We start from the raw sequence: 20,442 nt of genomic DNA on the forward strand, positions 1-20,442 counted from the left end.
ACAAATATTATCTTAGTGACTTCATCATTTTTATAAGTAAATTTATTATTTTAAAAATAGCAAACCTCCATATATATATGAAGGTTTACTTAATTTTATATTTCAAATTTATTTTGTATCTAAATCTCTTCTTTTTACATGAAGTTCCATTTGAGGATATGGTATGCTTATCTTTTCTTCATCAAATCTTAATTTAACTTCTTCTAATAACTCAAAATTTATTGTCCAGTAATCTTCTGATTTGCACCAAACTCTAACTATAAAGTCAATAGAACTTGGTCCATGCGCACTTACTCCAACAAAAGGTTCTGGTTCTTTAAGTATTAATGGATGCTTATTTATTATACTTGTTAACACATTTTTTACATGCATTAAATCATTTTCATATCCTACACTAAATTTTAAATCTACTCTTCTTTTTTCTTTAGCTGAATAATTTATTAAGCTACCATTTGATAATGTTCCATTAGGTATTAGTATCAACTTATTATCTACAGTAGCTAAGTTAGTATAAAATAACCCTATCTCTTCAACAGTACCACCATAAATTCCTGTTTCTATATAATCTCCCACTTTAAAAGGTCTAAGTAGTAAAATTATAAATCCACCTGCAAAATTAGATAAACTTCCTTGAAGAGCTAAACCTATTGCCACCCCTGCCGAAGCAACTAATGCTGCAAGTCCCGTTAATTCTACATCCCAATATCCTAGTATTATTATGAATAATACTACTTTTAAAACTCCTGATATTAACGATTTTAGAAATCTTCTTAAAGTTATATCCACATCTCTTTTTTCTAAAAAATTTATAAAATGTTTTACAATTTTTTTTATTAATTTTAAACCTATAGATATTAAAATTAATCCTACTATAAGTTTTATTCCATTTATAGTAACCCACTCTACAAACCTTTCAACTATAGTTTCTAAACTCATGTTGCTCATTTTTTTAACTTCATTAGATATATTTTCAGTTACATTTTCAACATTCATACATTCTCACCTCGGTATTACTTATATTATTCGATTTTTTACCTGTTTATATTACACTATTTTTATTTTTATGTCTATATGATAAGCATTATTGGAATTATATTCATAAAGTCATTTGTATATCTATATAAATAATAAATATATTTAAATTTAATTTTTTATCATTTATATATATTTAAAGGTTTTATTATATTTAATGTTTAATCTATATCTTTGTAACTATAAATTTGATATATTATAGTTTATTATTGTATTGTAGTTATTTAATTTTATTCATTTAATATGATAATATAAACCATTTAATAGGAGGTAATCTTTATGTTAGTTAAAGCATTAGTAATATTTATACTTCAACTTATTTATGTACCCTTGCTAACGTTGAGAACAACATTAGTTGTAAAAGGCGAGAAAAATAAAGCATCTATTGCTGCTTTATTAGAAGGAATTATTTATATATTTAGTTTAGGAATTGTTTTTTCTGATTTAACCAATATAGCAAATATAATTGCTTATGTTATAGGGTATGCTCTTGGAGTTTATATAGGCGGTATGGTAGAAGCTAAGCTTGCCATTGGATATAGGTCTATCCATGTCAGCTTAATTAATAAAAATCTATACTTAGTTAATAAACTTAGAGAAAATAAATTTGGTGTTACAACTTTTGTAGGTAATGGGATAAATGGTGATGAAAGATACAGACTGGAAATTCTTTCTCATAGAATTAGAGAAAATGAAGTTATTAAAATTGTCCAAAGTGAAGAACCTGGGGCTTTTATAGTTTCTTATGACTTGACTCAATTTAAGGGTGGATACTTAAATAAACAAATGAAAAGTAGTAAAGATCATTAGGCTATAAAAAAGCTGTATTATGGTACAATTTTACATATACCTAATACAGCTTTTTAGTAGCCTTAAATATTAATTTGTACCTCAACTCCAAAGTGGTCTGATACTACTTCTTTATTTTTTCCATTGAAAATTACATTTGATGATAAAACGTCTACTTCTTTATTTACAAATATTATATCTAACCTTAAATCTTCTTTATTTTTGTCCCAACCTGCTATTTTTCCTTTAACTGTTACTCCACTATCTTTATCTTTTGATATGTTATATGTGTCTATAATACCTTTTCTTAACATATAATCATATCCTTCATTTCTTATCGTTGCACTGTTGTTAAAATCTCCCATAATAAACGCTAGTTCTTCTTTTTCTATATCTCTAATTAACGTATTGAATTGATATTCAAATGGTTCTTCATTATCATCCCACCATCCTAAGTGACATGAATAAAAACTTATATCTTTTCCATTATCATCAATTTTTATTTTTATTATTTTTCTAGTTTTCCAATAGTTCATATCTTCAGACTTTGATATATAAAAACTTTTATTTTCTTTTATAGGAAGCTTTGTCATTACACAAATCCCCTCTTCATATACATCATATCCAATATGAGACATATCCCAGAAAAATTCATATTTGCTTACTCCAAGTTTTTTTAATTCTTCATTAATTAACAATGCAAAGTTATCTTTTTTTATATTATTATAAACGATATCTTCATTTACTAATTGGCTAACTTCTTGTAGCGCTATAACATCATAATTATTCTCTTTTATAACATTTGCTATATATTTAATTTTTTCTAATTGATTTTCTTCTTGCCACGAATGGCAATTAATCGTTAATAATCTCAATTTTTATGCTCCTAACATATCTAATATATTTGATTTAATAACGTCTGCCTTTGGTCCATATACAGCTTGAACACCTTTATCTTTTAATATAAGCCCTAGTGCCCCAGCTTTTTTCCAGTCATTTTGATTAGCTACTAAAGACATATCTTTTACTGTTACTCTTAAACGAGTCATACATGCATCAACATCTTCTATATTATCAGATCCACCTAATAATCCTATTATTTTACTTGATAGCTCATCTCCTACTAAATTTTTATTATCTTTAGATGATTGATCTGAACTTTCTTCTATATAATTACCCTTACGTCCTGGTGTTGCTATATCAAATTTCTTTATTAAGAAATTGAAAGTTACAAAGTTAAGTATAAAGAATACTACGCAAGATAATGCAAAGTTTACTAAGTCCATAGTTAATCCTGCTTTTATTAACATAGGTGTACGAGTTAAGAACTCTATAAATCCAAAAGCATGAACTCTTAAATTTATTATGTCTGCAAGTGCAAATGCTAGTCCTGTAAGTATTGCATATACTACATATAATATTGGTGATACAAACATAAACATAAATTCAATTGGTTCTGTAACTCCTGTTAAGAAACATGCAAGTAATGCTGATAAGAATATTGGTTTATAATTTTTTAATTTGTCGCTATCAACATTTTTGTACATCGCCATTGCTATCCCCGCAAGTGATGCTGTTGATAATATAACTTGTCCTGCTTTGAAACGAGCTGGTGTTATAGTATTTAATAATTCATTGTAAGATGCTATATCTCCTGCATTTTTGAAGTTTATCAAATCTGCTATCCAAGCTAACCATAATGGATCTTGTCCTGCAACTACAGTTCCTGCTGATGCACCTGTTGCTATTTTATATACACTACCTAATTCTGTATAGTTCATAGGTACTGTTATCATATGATGAAGACCAAATGGTAATAATAATCTTTCAAGTGTTCCATATACAAATGGAGCAAGTACTGGTGCTGTATCTTTTGATGTTGCAATCCATATACCAAATGAATTTAATGCCCCTTGTATAAATGGCCAAACTATAGATAAAACGATTGCCGAAACTACAGAACCTAATATAACCACAAATGGCACGAAACGTTTTCCATTAAAGAATGCTAAAGCTTGAGGCAGCTTAGAATAATTGTAATACTTATTATATAAAACAGCTCATAAGAATCCTGATATTATACCAACAAATACTCCCATGTTAAGTGCTGGTGCTCCTAATATAGAAGTAAAGTAATCTTTAACTATAAGTTCTACTCCTGTTAATGAAGTTACTGTTGCACTTGGGTCTAATAACATTGCCCCATTTACTCCAAATATCGCTCCTGTTATACGATTTATTAATATAAACGCTATTAATGCTGCAAATGATCCACCTGCACGATCTTTAGCCCATGATCCACCTATTGCAACTGCAAATAGTACATGTAAATTTCCAATAATTCCCCAACCAATGTCTTCTACTACCCTTGCAATTGTCATTACAAAATGTGCATCTGACGACATTCCTATTAATTTCCCGATAGATACCATTAATCCTGCAGCTGGCATAACTGCTATAACTACTAATAATGCCTTACCAAATTTTTGCCAAAAATCAAACGATATTAATTTCTTTTTCCCTAATTGTGTACTCATAATTTCTCCCTCTTTTCTATATATTATATTTTGTAAAGTCTTGCTTCCCATGGTTTTAAATTTAGCTTAGTTAAATCTTCATGAGTATTTATTTTATAGTTACAAATCACTAAGTTATTATATTTTAGAATTGATTTTTCATATTCATAATTTACTTCATCATTACTCAAGTTACATATTACTAAAAATTCTTCATTCCCTAAAACTCTTTCATATGCAAATATCTTTTCATCATCTTCTAAGATTAATTTGTAATCACCATATATTAAACTTTGATTCTCTTTTCTTATTTTTATCATTTTCTTATAGAAGTTAAGAGTAGAATTTTCATCAATTAATTGTTTTTCTACATTTATATTAACATAATTTGAATTTAATTTTATCCATGGATTACCTTTACTAAATCCACCATTTAAAGTATTATCCCATTGCATTGGAGTACGAGTATTATCTCTTGATGATAATGCTACTTTCTCTAAAGCCTTTTGAGATTCTATACCTGATTCTATTAATTCACTGTACTCATTTTTTGTTCTCACATCATCATAGTCATTTATGTTGTCATATTTAACATCTGTCATACCAATTTCTTGCCCTTGATATATAAAAGGAGTTCCCTTGTGCATAAAGTATACTAATCCTAAGGCTTTTGAACTTTCATTTAAATACTTTTTATCATTTCCCCAAGATGATACTATTCTTGTAACATCATGATTTTCTATATAAAGAGCGTTCCATCCACCATTATCTAAATTAGTTTGCCATTTGTTCCATACTTTCTTTAAATTACGTACACTAAATGATTTTCCATTATCACAATTCCATAAATCCAAATGTTCAAATTGGAATAGCATATTAAACTTACCATTTGTTTCTCCAACCCATAAATCAGATTCCTCAGCCTTTACACCATTTGCTTCTCCAACCGTCATTATGTCATACTTGTCAAAAGTATTTTCTTTTATTTCTTTTAAGTAATCATGTATTCCATTTACATTCATATGTTTACTAAATGATGGTACATACTTTAAATTATCTGGATTTTCAATATCTAATAATCCTTCTTCTTTATTTATATGACTTATAGCATCTACTCTAAATCCATCTATACCTTTATCTAACCACCAATTCATCATGTTGTATATTGCATTTCTCATATCTTCATTTTTCCAGTTTAAATCTGGTTGTTTTCTACTAAATAAGTGTAGAAAATATTCTTCTGTATTTTCATCATATTCCCAAGCTGATCCCTTAAATATACTTTCCCAGTTGTTCGGTTCTTTTTCGTCCTTACCTTCTCTCCATATATACCAATCTCTTTTTGGATTATCTTTTGAAGATTTTGATTCTATAAACCATGGATGTTCATCGCTTGTATGATTTATTACTAAGTCTATTATAAGTTTCATTCCTCTTTTGTGAACTTCACTTAATAAATTATCAAAGTCCTTCATATCTCCAAAATCATCCATTATATCTTGATAATCACTTATATCATATCCATTATCATCATTTGGGGATTTATACATTGGGCATATCCATATTACATCTATTCCTAAGTCCTTTAAATAATCCAATTTTGATATTACACCTTTTAAATCTCCAATTCCATCATTGTTGTAGTCCATAAAACTACGAGGATATATTTGATAAGCAACTGCTTCTTTCCACCATTTTGTTTTCATATTTGCCTCCCATTATGTGCAATCGATTGCACAAGTCTTAAAAAATATATGCCACTTATTGGCATCTTTAATTAATATGAATATACCATGATTTGAAAATGTTTTCAATAGTTTTTTATAATTTTTTCTTATTAAAAAAGTTACCTAGTTAAGGTAACTTTTTTGTATTAATATGACTCGATTAGTTCTTTCTAAAGTGTCTTTCTAGTAATCCTAAGAATGCTTTGCCATGTCTAGCTTCATCTTTACACATTTCATGAACTGTATCATGTATAGCATCTAATCCTAGTTCTTTAGCTCTTTTAGCTATCTTTAATTTTCCTTCAGTTGCTCCATATTCAGCTTCTACTCTTGCTTTTAAATTGGCTTTAGTATCTGCTACTAGCACTTCCCCTAGTAACTCTGCAAATTTAGCTGCATGTTCTGCTTCTTCAAAAGCTATTCTTTGATATGCTTCTGCAACTTCTGGATATCCTTCTCTATCTGCTTGACGACTCATTGCTAAGTACATTCCTACTTCTGTACACTCTCCAGTAAAGTTAGCTCTTAATCCTTCTAATATATCTTCCTCAACACCTTGTGCTAAACCTATTCTGTGTTCATCTGCCCAAACCATTTCTCCACTCATTTCGTTAAACTTTTCAGCTTTCACCTTACATACTGGACAAATTTCTGGTGCAGTTTCCCCCTCATGTATATATCCACATACTGTACAAACAAATTTTTTCATAATTTTATTCCTCCTAGTTTTTATCTATTTTGAAATCTAGTATTCATTACTATTGTTATAATATATAGATACCCGGCACCTAATACCTTAAACATATATTTATATATTTTTTTTAAATTATTTAAATCATTGTATATTCTACTTATTATAATCTCATATATATAAAGATTAATATTCTTTATATATATGAGAAGTAAAAAATTTATTTTTATAGATTTTTACAAAATCAAATCAATTATATTATCAGATTGATATGTTTTAAAATCACTTTTAATGTTATGCGTTAGTGGTATAATATAAAATAAAAAGATTTTTTCTTTAATACAATTTACTTATAGGAGGTACATAAATGAAATCTCATGAACTAGATTATAAATTGCATGGAGATGATATGCAATTTGTAGAAATAGAATTAGATCCAAAAGAAACTGTAATTGCCGAAGCTGGTGCTATGATGATGATGGATCAAAGTATTATGATGGAAACTATATTTGGTGATGGTAGTAAAAAAGGTGAGTCTGGATTATTTGGTGCTTTAGGGGGTGCTGCTAAGAGAGTTTTAACTGGAGAAAGTCTTTTTATGACTGCATTTACAAATGGAGGTCACGAAAAAGAAAGAGTATCTTTCGCTTCTCCTTATCCTGGTAAAATTATACCTGTTGACCTATCTCAACTCGGTGGAAAGCTAATTTGTCAAAAAGATGCTTTTTTATGTGCCGCTAAAGGAGTTAGCGTTGGTATAGATTTTAAGAAAAAACTTAGTGTAGGTTTCTTCGGTGGTGAGGGATTTATTCTTCAAAAACTAGAAGGTGATGGTCTATGCTTTATTCATGCAGGTGGTACTATTATAAAAAAAGAACTAAGACCTGGTCAAAAACTAAAGGTTGATACAGGATGCTTAGTAGCAATGACTAAAGATGTTCAATATGATATAGAGTTTGTTGGTGGTATAAAAAATACTTTATTTGGAGGAGAAGGAATTTTCTTTGCTTCTTTAATTGGACCTGGTGATGTTTGGATTCAAAGTTTACCATTTAGTAGATTAGCTTCTAAAGTATTCGCCTCTGCCCCTCAAGCTTATGGAGCTCAAAAAGGCGAGGGTAGTATTTTAGGTTCTTTAGGTAATTTGTTTGAAAATTAATTAATAATTAATTTATAATAACTAATTAATTATTGAATCTAACATTTGGAACAAAGAAAAAGTTACCCAGTGAAGGTAACTTTTTCTTTGTTCCAGTTTAATTTATCACATATATCTTAATAACTATCTTTATTATCCTTAAATTCATTCACAAACTTTAATAAGAATTATAATTAATATTTTACCTTCATATAAATATTATTATTAACTAATGCACTATACTCATCCGATCCTGTTACTCCATTTAATTACTATTCTAAATGTTATAAAACTTCTAATTATTATACTATACTATACTATACTATAGAAATTTTATATTTTTTTACTCTTAATAGAAGTTTTCTAGCCCATTGTATATTTTGTCTAAAAATTTTTAGTTATTTTGAACATTCACAGGAAAACATTTTTTTGTTACTATTAATTTAATAAGTGATACACATTTCACTAATAATCTTAAAACTGAAATTCATTTTAAAATAAGGGGAGAATTATTATGGCAGAGGTAGTTTTAAAAAATATATGCAAATCGTATTCAAATGGATTTAATGCAGTTAATGATGTAAATATCAATATAGGGGATAAAGAGTTCGTAGTTTTAGTCGGACCATCTGGTTGTGGTAAATCTACTACTTTAAGAATGATAGCTGGACTTGAGGAAATAAGTTCTGGAGAATTATACATCGGAGATAAAATTGTAAACGAAGTTGACCCTAAAGATAGAGATATAGCAATGGTTTTCCAAAACTATGCATTATATCCTCATTTATCAGTATATGATAATATGGCTTTTGCTCTTAAACTTAGAAAGATGCCTAAAGAGGAAATAGATCGAAAAGTTAAGGAAGCTGCTAGAATATTAGACTTAGAAAAATTACTTGATAGAAAACCCAAGGCTTTATCTGGAGGACAAAGACAAAGGGTTGCGCTTGGACGTGCAATAGTTAGAAATCCTAAGGTATTTTTAATGGATGAACCTTTATCAAACTTAGATGCAAAGCTTAGAACAGCGATGAGAACAGAAATAACTAAATTACATAAATCTCTGGGTACTACATTTATATATGTAACACATGACCAAGTTGAAGCTATGACGATGGCCGATAGAATAGTTGTTATGAAAGATGGTATAGTTCAGCAAATAGCTACTCCACAAGATGTATATGATTCACCAAACAATATGTTCGTTGCAGGATTTATAGGTGCTCCTCAAATGAACTTTATAGAAGCTACTTTAGTTGAAAAAGATGGTGAAATACGTGCACAAAATGAAACATTTGATATAGCTTTAAACAAAGGTGAATGTGGAGCTTTAATTGATAATGGATATATAGGTAAAGATGTTTTCTTAGGTATAAGACCTGAAGATATACATATAGAAGATGTATTCGTTGAAAATAGTTTAGATAGTTCTTTCGAAGCTACAGTTGAGCTTGGAGAACTTATGGGAGCTGAAATCTATGCTTACTTAAAAGCTGGAAAACACAGTATAACAGCTAGATTTGATGGTAGATATAGAATGAACATAGGAGATACTTTAAAGCTTGCTATTGATAAACACAGATTACACATATTCGATAAAGAAACTCAACAATCTATAAAATACGAGGGTGGAACTCAGCAAGCTACAAAATAATTTGAATTTTTTAAAATCTTATATAAATAAATACCACTTAATGATATATTAAAGTAAGATGATTTAATCATCTTACTTTTTTCATTACACAATACTTTAAGGGGGAATTTTGTGCAAAATTTAATCGCTTTTTTCGAAAAACAAACGAATAAAAAAATTAATATTTTTGAATATAGTAATCAAATCTTGAAGAATAATCAACAAGTTATAACTTTTAATGATAAAGCATATATAATCCAAATGGATGATAAATTTATGCTTAATAATATCAGTGGATACTTTTATTTAATCTATCAACAGAACTTAGAATTTGATAATCTAAAAAGAATTTTGGATAATTTATATGAAAATATAAATATTTTTGAGTATAATAAGTATTTAATATTGAATTCTAATGAAATCTTAGACATTGATTTGTCTACTCCAGAAATAATTGAATCAGAAACTTATAGTAAAACTTATATTGCTTATTTAGGTAAAATAAATAATATTGAAATTTTTAATTTTAGATTATCTATTTTAGATGAAGTTCTATCTCTATTAAATATCGGTACTAATTTAAATAAATTTATGACTTTACATGATTTAACTATGTATAAGGCCATATCTTTAATCGGAAAAGAAAAGTGTTTTTCTAGTTTAATCGATTTTGAAACTATAAAAAATATAGATAAAAATTTGTTACATACAGGACTTAGCTTTATAGAGAATGACCTTAATATTTCTAAAACTTCTTCTTCTTTGTTTTTACATAGAAATACTCTTATATATAGATTAGAAAAAATAAAAGAAATTTTAGGACTTGACTTGAAAACATTTAAAGATTCTTTTGTTTTTTATTTAAGTATACAATCCTACTTTACATATAAGCTTTAAAATTTATAAAAGTAGCTATCTTTAATTATTAAAGATAGCTCCTTTTATTTAAACTTAAATGGATTAACTCTTATAGCATTATTATATAAAAATGGATAAAATTTATTTAAATATTCAAGATAATGAACCCATTGAATGGTAATATTTTTATATACTCTTATAATATCATTTTTTAAATGATTTATATCAATTTCACTATTTTTATTATTTTCTATAAAATCAAGTTCATCTCTTAAATGAACTACTGACATAAGTAAATCTGTAAATATCTCATGTTGTAGTAAATTTTCGTTACTGATTAAGTTTATAAGCAAATTGCTATTATCCATTAAAATAGTTTTTAATGCTTCCAAATCAAGTTCTTTTATATCTATTTCATATTCATGTTTTAATAAATCATACTCTACCTTATCTAAACTATCAAAAGATGCTATAGAGTTTTTAGCTGTCTTGTCAGCATTTATTATTAAATGCATTAGTTTACATCCCACTTCAGTAAAAAATATTCCTACCAACATATTTAGCTTGTTCATTCTTTCTTCCTTCGCTCTATTATCTATTATTTTTTCAAGGATTATTGTAACTACTAAACTGTTTATAGGTATAAAGCATAGATTCATAAGAGAATAATAAGCTGTATTTACAGCTTGACCAAATATCAAATAATGTATGAAAAACATTATACAAGATATTACAATTAATATAATTGATACAAGTACATAATAATTAGATTTTTTCATTTCTATAATACTCCTTATTCTTTAATATAATTACATATTATAACATAATAAAAATTACTTTCGTAAATTTAAAATTATAGTCTAACCTAAAAAAAGCTGATATAATTAAATAATATGAATATTATAATACTCATTGCTATAAAATAGAACTAGTTATGTTTTAAATATAAGGAGGAATTTTAATGGGAATTGTAAGTATTTTCCTTACTGCTTTTGCTCTTTCAATGGATGCTTTCGCAGTTTCTGTTACTAAAGGAATTACTCTAAAAAAGATAAATTATTCTATAGCAACTAAAATAGCATTTTTCTTTGGACTTTTTCAAGGAGTTATGCCTTTAATTGGTTGGTCTCTGGGTATTAGATTTGAATCTTACATAAAATCCTTTGACCATTGGATAGCTCTTTTTTTATTAAGCTTTATTGGTATTAAAATGATATTTGATGCTAGAGAAGATGATGATAATAGTTCTTCTACGTTAGATAATAAAGAGCTTATAGTATTATCACTTGCAACTAGTATAGATGCTTTAGCTGTAGGAATCAGCTTTGCATTTTTAAGCATTAATATAATTCCTATCTGTTTAGCTATAGGAATCATAACATTTTCAATGTGTTTTATGGGTGTTTTGATTGGAAGGAAAATTGGAAATGTATTTAAAAGCTATGCTCAAATTGTAGGTGGACTTATTTTAATTTTAATCGGTATAAATATATTAAATGAACATACAGGAATAATATCTAGCCTTTTTAGATAAGTATGTTTTATAATAACCTATAAATCATTTCATTATAGATCTGGTTTGAATTCTTATTAAAATTTAAGGTTGAAGTTTCTATGTTATAAAAAATAATTCATAAAACTTCACTCTTTTTGTTATTTACAAAATAAATTTCAGATTTATTCTGTATAAGCTTTAAGTACTTCTTGTAAAGATACTTGTTATATTTGTAGCTACATATGATTCACCTAAAAATATAACAAGTATCACTACAAGCCCCACTATACCATGCTATATTTTATCATTGCACAAAATCTATAAACAGTTATTGGTATGCTTATTAAATAAGAAACTATTGAATATATCAAATAGCTATTTAGCATCATGGAATTAACTTCTTTTTTGTTGTATCCAATTACTTTAAGCGAGAATATATTATAATAATTATCTTCTATTGTTAAAGTTGTAAGTACATATAATACTATTGCTGTTATACATTTTGTCTACATCTTTTAATCTAATGCTCATTTTACACCTTCTAATTTAATTATAATACTATTTTTACATGATTACATATATTTATATTTAATAACTTTTTATATTTTCATTTAATTGATTAGTATTTTTGTCGAACAAAATAGAATAAAGTTACATTTTTTTTACTTTACTATTTATATAAAAACGAATATAATATAAAATAGTTCGAAATCAAACTTATTTTTTCTTTTGTGAAATCATGGAGGTGGATAGACTTGAAGAATATATTTAAAATATACAAAAGAGATTTAAAAGATATATTTACTAACAAAGTTTTATTAGTTATCATAATAGGTCTTGCTTTTTTACCATCACTATATGCATGGCCTAATATTAAAGCATGTTGGGACCCATATGGTAATACTAAAAATATATCTGTTGCAGTAGTAAACAACGATAAAGGTACTACTATTAGAGATACAAAGATAAATATAGGTGATGGATTAGTCGAAAAACTTAAAGATAATAAAAATTTAGGTTGGAAATTCACTGATAAAAAAACTGCCTTAGATGGTGTTAAAAAGGGTATATATTATGCTTCAATAGAAATACCTAAAGATTTTTCAAAAGATTTAGCTTCTTTAATTACAAATGATGTTAAAAAAGGGAAGATAATTTATACTGTAAATGAAAAAATAAATGCTATAGCTCCTAAGATTACAGATAAGGGTGCTTCTACTGTCCAACATGAGATTAATCAAACTATAGTTAAAACTGTTAGTGAAGTCATGCTTGAAGTATCTAATAGCGTTGGTATAGAATTAGAAAATCAACTACCAAAATTAGTAAATTTAGAAAATGATTTAATTGAAGTTCAAGGAAAGTTTAAAGATATAGAAAAAACTGTATCTTTAGCATCTGATGCTACTTATAAAGCAGCTGATATCATAACTAGTTTACAAAAAGATATACCACTAATACAAGATAGTATAACTAATTCTAAAAACTTAGTTTCTGATGTTAAAACATTTTTACAAGATAGTAAAGGTAGTTTAGATAAACTTTCTCCTATTATAAAAAATGATTTACAAATTATAGAAGAAATTTCATCAAGTGCATCTTCAAGTGTGTTAGATTTAATAGATTTAATAAATAAAGGCGATGAAATTGTTCCTGAATTAGTAGATAGTTTATATGCTAAATTGTCTGTTTTATCACATAATAATAATGTTGTATTAGAGTTTTTAAAGAAATTAGATAGCTTGGATCCTGGTCATCTACTTCAATATCCCATAGAAAAATTACAATCTATAAATGATAAACTTGATATAGCAACTAGTACTTTAAATGATATAAACAATGAAATTGCTAATGGACAAAAGCCTTCATTAGATGCCTTAAATAAGCTTCTACAACTTACTAATGATGTAAATGACATAGCTTCAGAAATATTAAATAACTTTGATTCTAAAATAGTTGTTCCTATAAATAATATATTTGCAGAAAGTTTCAAAGTTGCAGATAATGCTATTGATGTTTTAAATAAAGCTCAAGAAAAACTTCCTTTAGTTGAAGATACACTAAGCACTTCTTTAGCTCTATCTAAGAGTGCACAAGATAATATAAAGTTTATACAAGAAAAATTACCTTTAGCTGAATCTAAAGTTGATGAATTAGTTGATGCTATTAAGAAAATAAATGAAAGCGATGATATGAATAAATTAATATCATTACTTAAAAGTGATGCAATTACACATTCTAATTTTTTAAAACAACCGGTTGATTTAGTTACTAATAAATTATACCCAATCGCTAATTATGGTTCTGCTATGACACCATTTTATACTGTAATGTCTTTATGGGTTGGTTTATTATTGATGATGTCACTTCTTTCCACAGAGGCTCACGGGGATTATAAATCTTATGAAATATACTTTGGTAGAGGTCTTACTTTCTTAAGTATTACTATAGCTCAAGCTCTTATCGTTAGTATTGGTGATATATTATTGCTAGGTGTAACAGTTGTAGATCCTATATCATTTGTTATGTTATCAATATTTACAAGTATGGTATTTACTTCAATAATTTACTCTATAGTATCTATCTTTGGAGATATGGGTAAAGCAATTGGTATTGTATTATTAGTACTACAAGTAGCAGGTTCTGGAGGAACTTTCCCAATCGAGGTTACTCCACAATTTTTCCAAAATATAAATCCACTACTACCTTTCACTTATGCAATATCTGCATTACGTGAAACAGTAGGTGGTGTATATCAGCCTACTTTAATAAAAGATATATGTGTATTAGTTATATTTATGGTTATACCTATTGTATTTACTTTAATGCTTAAGGGACCAATAAATAAAGCTACTGCTGGAACTAAAGCTAAATTTAGTGAAAGTGATTTAAGTTGTCATTAATAATCAAAATAGCCTAACTAAATTTATATTTAGTTAGGCTATTTTACTTTATATACCAATAAGTATCTCCACTACAATTCCAATTATAAAAGATTTTGATATATAAATCCCTCTTGTTATCACCTACAATATCTTTAGTTCCTTCATATATTTCATCTAAACAATTTCCGGCTTGTGAGTGATATCCCCTAAATCTTTTTTTGCAAACTTCTGTATTTTTGTTGTCAAACCTCTTGGTATTTCTATAGATTCACTTTTTTCTGCCTTTAAAAGTTTTTCTAATAATTCAAAACTTTTCCATGGATCTATATCTCCACAAGTGAAAAAGTCTGCTGCTGCATATCCGTATTCTGGCCAAGTGTGTATAGTTAAATGAGATTCTGCTATTATAACAGCACCTGATACTCCCCACGGATTAAAGTGATGGAAAACTGAATCTACTATATTTGCTTTCGCATTTAAAGCCGAATCATTCATATATTTTTCTATAAGTTTTGGATCTCTTAAAATTTCCTCATCACAGTTATAATATTCTACTAATATATGTCTCCCTAATGTTTCAAATTTCATAATATCCACTCTCCTCTATTTATCTTTGTCATTTATTACTAATATTGTTTTAAGAGTTTTGTCCTTCATGTCTGTTAAATGAGCATCTTTTTCCTTAAGTGTTTTTATATAGTGGATGATTTCTTTTGTAATTAATTCTCCAGGTGCAACTATAGGTATTCCTGGTGGATATGCCATTATAGATTCTCCACTTATCCTATTTCTACACTTATCTATTTCTACACTTTCTTTTTCCATGTAAAAAGCTTCTCTTGGATTCATCTTAATTTCAGGTATTATTTGCTTAGTGTTTATTTGTTTTACAATATCTACCTTATCTATCTTAGAAAATGATTGAGCTACTTGTTTTAATGAGTTTATTAATTTATCTATATCATTTTTAGTAGTTCCAATCGCTACTAATGCTAATATATTATATAAATCTCCTAGTTCAACTTGAACATCAAACTTTTTATATAGTAAATCATAAACTTCAAATCCAGTTAAATTAATGCCTCTTGTATTTATACATAGCTTTGTTTCATCAATAAAATTAGCACCTTTATTTTGTTTTAACTCAGTTGAAACGACTTTTATACCTTTTATTTTATTTATCTCAGCTTTTGCATATCTAGACAAATTTAAAGCTTTCAATAATTGACTTTGACCATTTTCGACTAAATTATGTCTAGCTCCATCAATACTTGCCATAAGTAAATACGAAGCAGATGTTGACTGTAACATATTTATACTTTGTCTTACTTTACTTACATCTATATTTTTATTATTTACTAAAAGCGCAGATGCTTGAGTAAGCGCTCCACCTGTCTTATGAATGCTTATAGCTGACATATCTGCACCTAATTCCATACTTGAAGGGGGCAATTCATCATGAAATGCAAAATGCGCTCCATGAGCTTCATCAACTAAAACTAATACATTATTTTCTCTACAAAGCTTAATTATCTTTTTTAGTTCTGTGCAAGCTCCATAGTAAGTTGGATTTAATAAAAATAATGCTTTGACATCTTTATTTTCTTCTATAACTTTTTTAACTTTATCAAAATCTAAATTTAAGCTAATACCTAAATATTCATCAAATTCGGGCTGTATAAATACAGGTACTCCACCACTTAAAATTAGTGCGTTTATAACCGATTTATGAATATTTCTAGGTAGAACTATTTTATCACCAGGTCTTATCATACTCAATATCATTGAATGTATTGCCTGTGTAGTTCCATTAGTTATAAAAAAAGCTTCATCACATTTATATGCTTTAGCTAACAAATTTTGTGCTTCATTTATAACTCCATTTGGGTTAGCTACATTGTCCATAATTGGAGATGAATTTATATCCATATTCATAATATGTTTCCCTAGGTAATTATTTAAAACATCAACTCCTTGGTCTTTTACATGACCTGGAACGTCAAAACAAGATATATTTCTTAATGAGTATTTTTTTAAAGCACTCAAAAGGGGAATTTCTTTATCACTCAACTTGGTATTTTTATAAATTGCATTATTATATACTTTCATATTTAATCACCCCCTTTTTTACATTTTCTATTTTTTGTATCTACTTTTTTAAATTTTTTTATTTTATTTTTCCCATCAAAACCTGTGTATTTAGTTATTCTTTATCGAGCTTATATTTATTCTATTTATATTAAAAATTTAGTATATATAACTTTATTTCAGTATTTCATATTCTATTTGAATTAATTAAATACCTTAGTTCTACAATAAAAAATATAATCGTAAATTATCCAAAAAATAATAGTAGCATAGTTAAGCTCAATATGTTAAATAAAAGTTACAACACAAATACATAACATATAGGTTTAAGCTATGCTACTTAACCTGTTGTGATATTTAAAATAACATATCTGTTTAAATTAATAAATTTTATATTTTAATACTATTAAAACTAATTTATGAAACTAGACATCTTCAATAAGCATGATTAACTAGCACAATATATTATTTATCTTTTGATAAATCATCATCATAATATTCATACTTATCATATCCTTCTTCTTTATAGCCATTTTCATCTAAATCTATTTCATTCTTTTCTTCTTTCTTATGCATTTCTGAATCGTTCACATAACTTTCCAAATCCTCTTTAGATACTTGTGGGCAATTATCATAATTTATTCTTCTTGAGTTAAATTCTTTTACTTTTTCATCTAAATCATTATTTTCATCTTTTTCCTTGTCATAATTATATATTTCGTACTCACTATCCTCTAAATAGTTTTCTTCTTCTAATTCTTTATTTGATTTATGATTTTTTATTGCCTTGTAAGAAAAATATGCTCCCACTCCTGTCAATACTGCTCCTGCATATATAAGAGATTTCTTTCCATTTTCTTCAGCTTGTTTTTTCATTTTTTTCTTAATTAAGTACTTTACCATGTCACATAACCTCCTGAAATGTCATATACTATACTAATAGTATGTGTATTATTTAAATAAAAATTATACTATTTCAAAATTACATTTTTTGTTATTTATTAAGAGAGGTGATATAGTAAATGGACTCAACATTGTTTAATACATTTTTAGGTTTGATTTCATTAGTTATTGCAGTTGGAGGAGGTTATTTAGTTAACTTTTTAAGACAAAAAATAGGAAATGATAAATTAACTAACTACTATGCAATGGCAAAACAAGTCGTTATGGCAATTGAACAAGCAAATCCTCAGCTAGCTGGAATCGATAAAAAAGAATTAGCTGTAAATAAATTAATTCAACTTAGTAATAATAAAATCACACAACAACAAGCAGATATATTAATTGAAGCTGCTGTATACGATATAAAAAAGCTTTTGTCAATTAAATAAGTTTCATTTAATATAAAAAAATATCATAGGCTCTAGACTTTGCCTATGATATTTTTTATTTGTTTTTATTGTTTATTTACTTTTAGTACTTTTATAACTTGTTCTACTTACAGATATATTTACAGTTTTGAATAAGAACATACCCACTACTGCATTCATAACTATAGCTGGTACTACAGCTACCATAAATAAACTTGTAAATGATCCTGGAAGACCAACTAAAATTTGTGCAGATCCTAAAAATACACATCCACTTATAAGAGTTCCAAGTGGTAATATTATTGTTAATACTATATTGTCTTGTTTTTTATCATTTAATTTCTTTATAATTGGTAAATTATATATAACAGCCATTATAAAATAAACTAAGTTTACTGTAATAACCTTATCAACTATATTAGGTAATTGTCCTGCTGGAAACTTTGTAGTTAAAGCTGTAAATATTCCTGTAACTATCCCCGCTACTAAACAACTCTTATAATCACCTTTATTTAATATCATTATTGTAAATAGCATTGTAAGAGTCATATCCGGTTGTATTGGAAGCCCTAATGCAGGTGTGATTTGGTGAAGTAACAATCCCATTGCTAAAAGTATTGAGTTTAAAACTAATTTTCTTGTATTTGTTTTCATTGTATTTCCTCCTAGTATTTTTTAATTTAAATATTTTTATAATTTGCCAATCTCCTAGTACATCTTCCTTAGATTTAAACTTTCATACCATCATCATCACCACCTTTATATATTTAGAAAATAAAAAACTCCGCCCTATATTAATAGGACGGAGATTATCCGCGTTGCCACCTAGTTTATGTATAACAAAATATCGTCACACATCACTCAATTTCAGGTACTATCATACCCTATTCGCTATAACGTGCGACACACGGCAAAGTCTACTTTAAAACAATTTCGATTTGCTCCTCAAAGGCCCAGTCACTAAATTTCTTCTTGCCAAGATTCCACCATCCTCAGCTCTCTATATTGAACCTAAATCTAGCTACTCCTCCTTATCAAAGGATTTACTAATTTATTTAACTTAATAATACGCTAATAATTTTATACTGTCAATTATTATTTTAATTAATACATTTACAAATTTATATTATACTATATGAAATTATTGCATTATTGCTACAAATTATTTCTCTTATATTATCGTAAATGGATTTAAATATACATCACTTTTTATTACATCTATTTCTTCTATATTGTCTAAAAATCTTTTCATTGCATCTTTAAATATATCTTCAGTATCAAAATGTCCGCAATCTACTATACACATTCCCATATCTAGTGCATCTTGCGCATCATGATATTTTACATCTCCTGTTATTATAACCTCTGCTCCTGCTCTTTGTGCTTTTTTAACCATATCTGTACCAGATCCTGTTACTACTGCTACTTTACTTATCTTAGTATCAATATCTCCTACTAGTCTAATATGATTCATATGTAATTTTTCTTTTATATTATTACATAACTCTTGTAGACTTATATTTTCTTTTAACTTGCTCACTCTTCCTAACCCAACTGATTTTCCTTTATTTTCAAGTTTATATAAATCATATGCTACTTCTTCATAAGGATGAGAATTTATCATAGAATTAATAACTCCGCCTAAAATTTTCTGCGGAACTATTGTTTCTATTTTGATTTCTTCAACAGATTCTATTTTGCCAACATTCCCTATAAATGGATTAGTACCCTCTAAAGGCTTAAAATTGCCTATTCCTTCACTGCTAAAACTACAATGGCTATAATTACCTATATGCCCTGCTCCAGGCTTAGCTAGGGCTTCCTTTACTTTTTTTATATGTGTAGTTGGAACATATACAGCTAATTTATATAAAACTTCATTGTTTGTTATATCTAGTATCTTACAGTCTTCAAATCCCATTAACTCCATAAAATAATCATTTAATCCATCAAATGCTATGTCAAAATTTGTATGCATAGAATAAAGAGCTACATCATTTTTTATAAGTTTATGTATTAATTTTCCTTTTAAATCACTTGTATTTATTTTATTCATTTTTTTAAATATAAATGGATGATGAGTTATAATTAAATCTACCTCATTTTCTATAGCTTCATTTATAACTTTTTCATTAGCTTCAAGAACTACTAATACTTTTTTTACATCCATATTAAAGTCACCTACTAAAAGACCTACATTATCCCAATCATAAGCTAAGTTTAGTGGGTATTTGTTTTCTATTTTCTTTATAAGGCTTTTTAAGTTCATAGTATTATCCC

18 protein-coding genes, 1 pseudogene and 1 other annotated feature are annotated in these 20,442 nt (G+C 27.2%); of the genes and pseudogenes, 7 read left to right on the plus strand and 12 right to left on the minus strand.

Annotated features, from left to right (window positions below):
• Positions 1-108 precede the first annotated feature (108 nt).
• Complete coding sequence (locus AC11VW_RS06590; protein ID WP_484300607.1) at positions 109-993, minus strand: mechanosensitive ion channel family protein; 885 nt, start codon at positions 991-993, stop codon at positions 109-111.
• Positions 994-1,311: 318 nt separating this feature from the next.
• Here AC11VW_RS06590 and AC11VW_RS06595 point away from each other — a divergent pair, with 318 nt between their 5' ends.
• A complete protein-coding gene (locus AC11VW_RS06595) occupies positions 1,312-1,842 on the plus strand; it encodes a DUF2179 domain-containing protein (protein ID WP_484300608.1) in 531 nt (176 codons plus the stop codon).
• 62 nt (positions 1,843-1,904) lie between these two features.
• Here the strand turns inward: AC11VW_RS06595 and AC11VW_RS06600 are convergent, their stop codons facing one another.
• From AC11VW_RS06600 to AC11VW_RS06615, 4 genes and pseudogenes are all read right to left on the minus strand, one after another.
• A complete protein-coding gene (locus tag AC11VW_RS06600) occupies positions 1,905-2,696 on the minus strand; it encodes an endonuclease/exonuclease/phosphatase family protein (protein WP_484300609.1) in 792 nt (263 codons plus the stop codon).
• Positions 2,697-2,699: 3 nt separating this feature from the next.
• A pseudogene (locus AC11VW_RS06605) lies at positions 2,700-4,409 on the minus strand (PTS transporter subunit IIBC).
• Positions 4,382-6,043, minus strand: coding sequence for a glycoside hydrolase family 13 protein (locus AC11VW_RS06610; RefSeq protein WP_484300610.1), 1,662 nt, complete (start codon positions 6,041-6,043; stop codon positions 4,382-4,384). Before AC11VW_RS06610 ends, AC11VW_RS06605 begins: the two are co-directional and overlap by 28 nt.
• Positions 6,044-6,224: 181 nt before the next feature.
• Positions 6,225-6,773 (minus strand): NADH peroxidase, encoded by a 549-nt coding sequence (locus tag AC11VW_RS06615; RefSeq protein WP_484300611.1) that lies wholly within the window; start codon positions 6,771-6,773, stop codon positions 6,225-6,227.
• Between the two features lie 349 nt (positions 6,774-7,122).
• Here AC11VW_RS06615 and AC11VW_RS06620 point away from each other — a divergent pair, with 349 nt between their 5' ends.
• The 3 genes from AC11VW_RS06620 to AC11VW_RS06630 all read left to right on the plus strand — a co-directional run bounded on the left by AC11VW_RS06620 (position 7,123) and on the right by AC11VW_RS06630 (position 10,423).
• On the plus strand, positions 7,123-7,914 hold the full coding sequence (locus tag AC11VW_RS06620; protein ID WP_484300612.1) for a TIGR00266 family protein: 792 nt from the start codon (positions 7,123-7,125) through the stop codon (positions 7,912-7,914).
• Between the two features lie 493 nt (positions 7,915-8,407).
• A complete protein-coding gene (locus AC11VW_RS06625; RefSeq protein ID WP_484300613.1) occupies positions 8,408-9,547 on the plus strand; it encodes an ABC transporter ATP-binding protein in 1,140 nt (379 codons plus the stop codon).
• 111 nt (positions 9,548-9,658) lie between these two features.
• Positions 9,659-10,423 (plus strand): PucR family transcriptional regulator, encoded by a 765-nt coding sequence (locus tag AC11VW_RS06630; protein ID WP_484300614.1) that lies wholly within the window; start codon positions 9,659-9,661, stop codon positions 10,421-10,423.
• A gap of 44 nt (positions 10,424-10,467) precedes the next feature.
• Here the strand turns inward: AC11VW_RS06630 and AC11VW_RS06635 are convergent, their stop codons facing one another.
• The gene (locus AC11VW_RS06635; protein WP_484300615.1) at positions 10,468-11,163 is read right to left on the minus strand and encodes a hypothetical protein; all 696 of its coding nucleotides are present in this window, start codon (positions 11,161-11,163) and stop codon (positions 10,468-10,470) included.
• A 182-nt stretch (positions 11,164-11,345) separates the two neighbouring features.
• Between AC11VW_RS06635 and AC11VW_RS06640 the strand changes: the two genes are divergently transcribed.
• The gene (locus AC11VW_RS06640; protein WP_484300616.1) at positions 11,346-11,918 is read left to right on the plus strand and encodes a manganese efflux pump MntP; all 573 of its coding nucleotides are present in this window, start codon (positions 11,346-11,348) and stop codon (positions 11,916-11,918) included.
• Between the two features lie 245 nt (positions 11,919-12,163).
• Here AC11VW_RS06640 and AC11VW_RS06645 read toward each other — a convergent pair whose 3' ends face one another.
• Positions 12,164-12,376 (minus strand): FtsX-like permease family protein, encoded by a 213-nt coding sequence (locus AC11VW_RS06645; protein ID WP_484300768.1) that lies wholly within the window; start codon positions 12,374-12,376, stop codon positions 12,164-12,166.
• A 258-nt stretch (positions 12,377-12,634) separates the two neighbouring features.
• On the opposite strand from AC11VW_RS06645, the gene AC11VW_RS06650 reads away from it, so the two are divergent.
• Positions 12,635-14,782, plus strand: a complete 2,148-nt coding sequence (locus AC11VW_RS06650; protein WP_484300617.1) for a YhgE/Pip family protein — start codon at positions 12,635-12,637, stop codon at positions 14,780-14,782.
• A gap of 156 nt (positions 14,783-14,938) precedes the next feature.
• On the opposite strand, the gene speD is transcribed toward AC11VW_RS06650, so the two are convergent.
• From speD to AC11VW_RS06665, 3 genes are all read right to left on the minus strand, one after another.
• Complete coding sequence (gene speD / locus AC11VW_RS06655; protein WP_484300618.1) at positions 14,939-15,352, minus strand: adenosylmethionine decarboxylase; 414 nt, start codon at positions 15,350-15,352, stop codon at positions 14,939-14,941.
• Positions 15,353-15,367: 15 nt separating this feature from the next.
• Complete coding sequence (locus AC11VW_RS06660; protein WP_484300619.1) at positions 15,368-16,873, minus strand: aminotransferase class I/II-fold pyridoxal phosphate-dependent enzyme; 1,506 nt, start codon at positions 16,871-16,873, stop codon at positions 15,368-15,370.
• A gap of 444 nt (positions 16,874-17,317) precedes the next feature.
• On the minus strand, positions 17,318-17,755 hold the full coding sequence (locus tag AC11VW_RS06665; protein ID WP_484300620.1) for a hypothetical protein: 438 nt from the start codon (positions 17,753-17,755) through the stop codon (positions 17,318-17,320).
• Positions 17,756-17,874: 119 nt separating this feature from the next.
• On the opposite strand from AC11VW_RS06665, the gene AC11VW_RS06670 reads away from it, so the two are divergent.
• Positions 17,875-18,183 carry a phage holin, LLH family gene (locus tag AC11VW_RS06670; RefSeq protein ID WP_484300621.1) on the plus strand — a complete coding sequence of 103 codons (309 nt, stop codon included), beginning with the start codon at positions 17,875-17,877 and terminating at the stop codon, positions 18,181-18,183.
• Positions 18,184-18,255: 72 nt separating this feature from the next.
• Here AC11VW_RS06670 and AC11VW_RS06675 read toward each other — a convergent pair whose 3' ends face one another.
• Positions 18,256-18,816, minus strand: a complete 561-nt coding sequence (locus AC11VW_RS06675) for a tryptophan transporter (protein ID WP_484300622.1) — start codon at positions 18,814-18,816, stop codon at positions 18,256-18,258.
• Between the two features lie 141 nt (positions 18,817-18,957).
• Positions 18,958-19,209 (minus strand) — a binding site (T-box leader).
• A 124-nt stretch (positions 19,210-19,333) separates the two neighbouring features.
• Positions 19,334-20,431 carry a Nif3-like dinuclear metal center hexameric protein gene (locus AC11VW_RS06680; RefSeq protein WP_484300623.1) on the minus strand — a complete coding sequence of 366 codons (1,098 nt, stop codon included), beginning with the start codon at positions 20,429-20,431 and terminating at the stop codon, positions 19,334-19,336.
• Positions 20,432-20,442: the final 11 nt, after the last annotated feature.

The sequence above is a fragment of the Romboutsia sp. genome, assembly GCF_056995035.1.

Bases quoted from the DNA above. Each gene is read 5' to 3' on its own strand.
- AC11VW_RS06590 (WP_484300607.1), bottom strand. From the start codon at position 993: ATGAATGTTGAAAATGTAACTGAAAATATATCTAATGAAGTTAAAAAA.
- AC11VW_RS06595 (WP_484300608.1), top strand. From the start codon at position 1,312: ATGTTAGTTAAAGCATTAGTAATATTTATACTTCAACTTATTTATGTA.
- AC11VW_RS06610 (WP_484300610.1), bottom strand. From the start codon at position 6,043: ATGAAAACAAAATGGTGGAAAGAAGCAGTTGCTTATCAAATATATCCT.
- AC11VW_RS06615 (WP_484300611.1), bottom strand. From the start codon at position 6,773: ATGAAAAAATTTGTTTGTACAGTATGTGGATATATACATGAGGGGGAA.
- AC11VW_RS06620 (WP_484300612.1), top strand. From the start codon at position 7,123: ATGAAATCTCATGAACTAGATTATAAATTGCATGGAGATGATATGCAA.
- AC11VW_RS06625 (WP_484300613.1), top strand. From the start codon at position 8,408: ATGGCAGAGGTAGTTTTAAAAAATATATGCAAATCGTATTCAAATGGA.
- AC11VW_RS06635 (WP_484300615.1), bottom strand. From the start codon at position 11,163: ATGAAAAAATCTAATTATTATGTACTTGTATCAATTATATTAATTGTA.
- AC11VW_RS06640 (WP_484300616.1), top strand. From the start codon at position 11,346: ATGGGAATTGTAAGTATTTTCCTTACTGCTTTTGCTCTTTCAATGGAT.
- speD (WP_484300618.1), bottom strand. From the start codon at position 15,352: ATGAAATTTGAAACATTAGGGAGACATATATTAGTAGAATATTATAAC.
- AC11VW_RS06660 (WP_484300619.1), bottom strand. From the start codon at position 16,873: ATGAAAGTATATAATAATGCAATTTATAAAAATACCAAGTTGAGTGAT.
- AC11VW_RS06665 (WP_484300620.1), bottom strand. From the start codon at position 17,755: ATGGTAAAGTACTTAATTAAGAAAAAAATGAAAAAACAAGCTGAAGAA.
- AC11VW_RS06670 (WP_484300621.1), top strand. From the start codon at position 17,875: ATGGACTCAACATTGTTTAATACATTTTTAGGTTTGATTTCATTAGTT.
- AC11VW_RS06675 (WP_484300622.1), bottom strand. From the start codon at position 18,816: ATGAAAACAAATACAAGAAAATTAGTTTTAAACTCAATACTTTTAGCA.
- AC11VW_RS06680 (WP_484300623.1), bottom strand. From the start codon at position 20,431: ATGAACTTAAAAAGCCTTATAAAGAAAATAGAAAACAAATACCCACTA.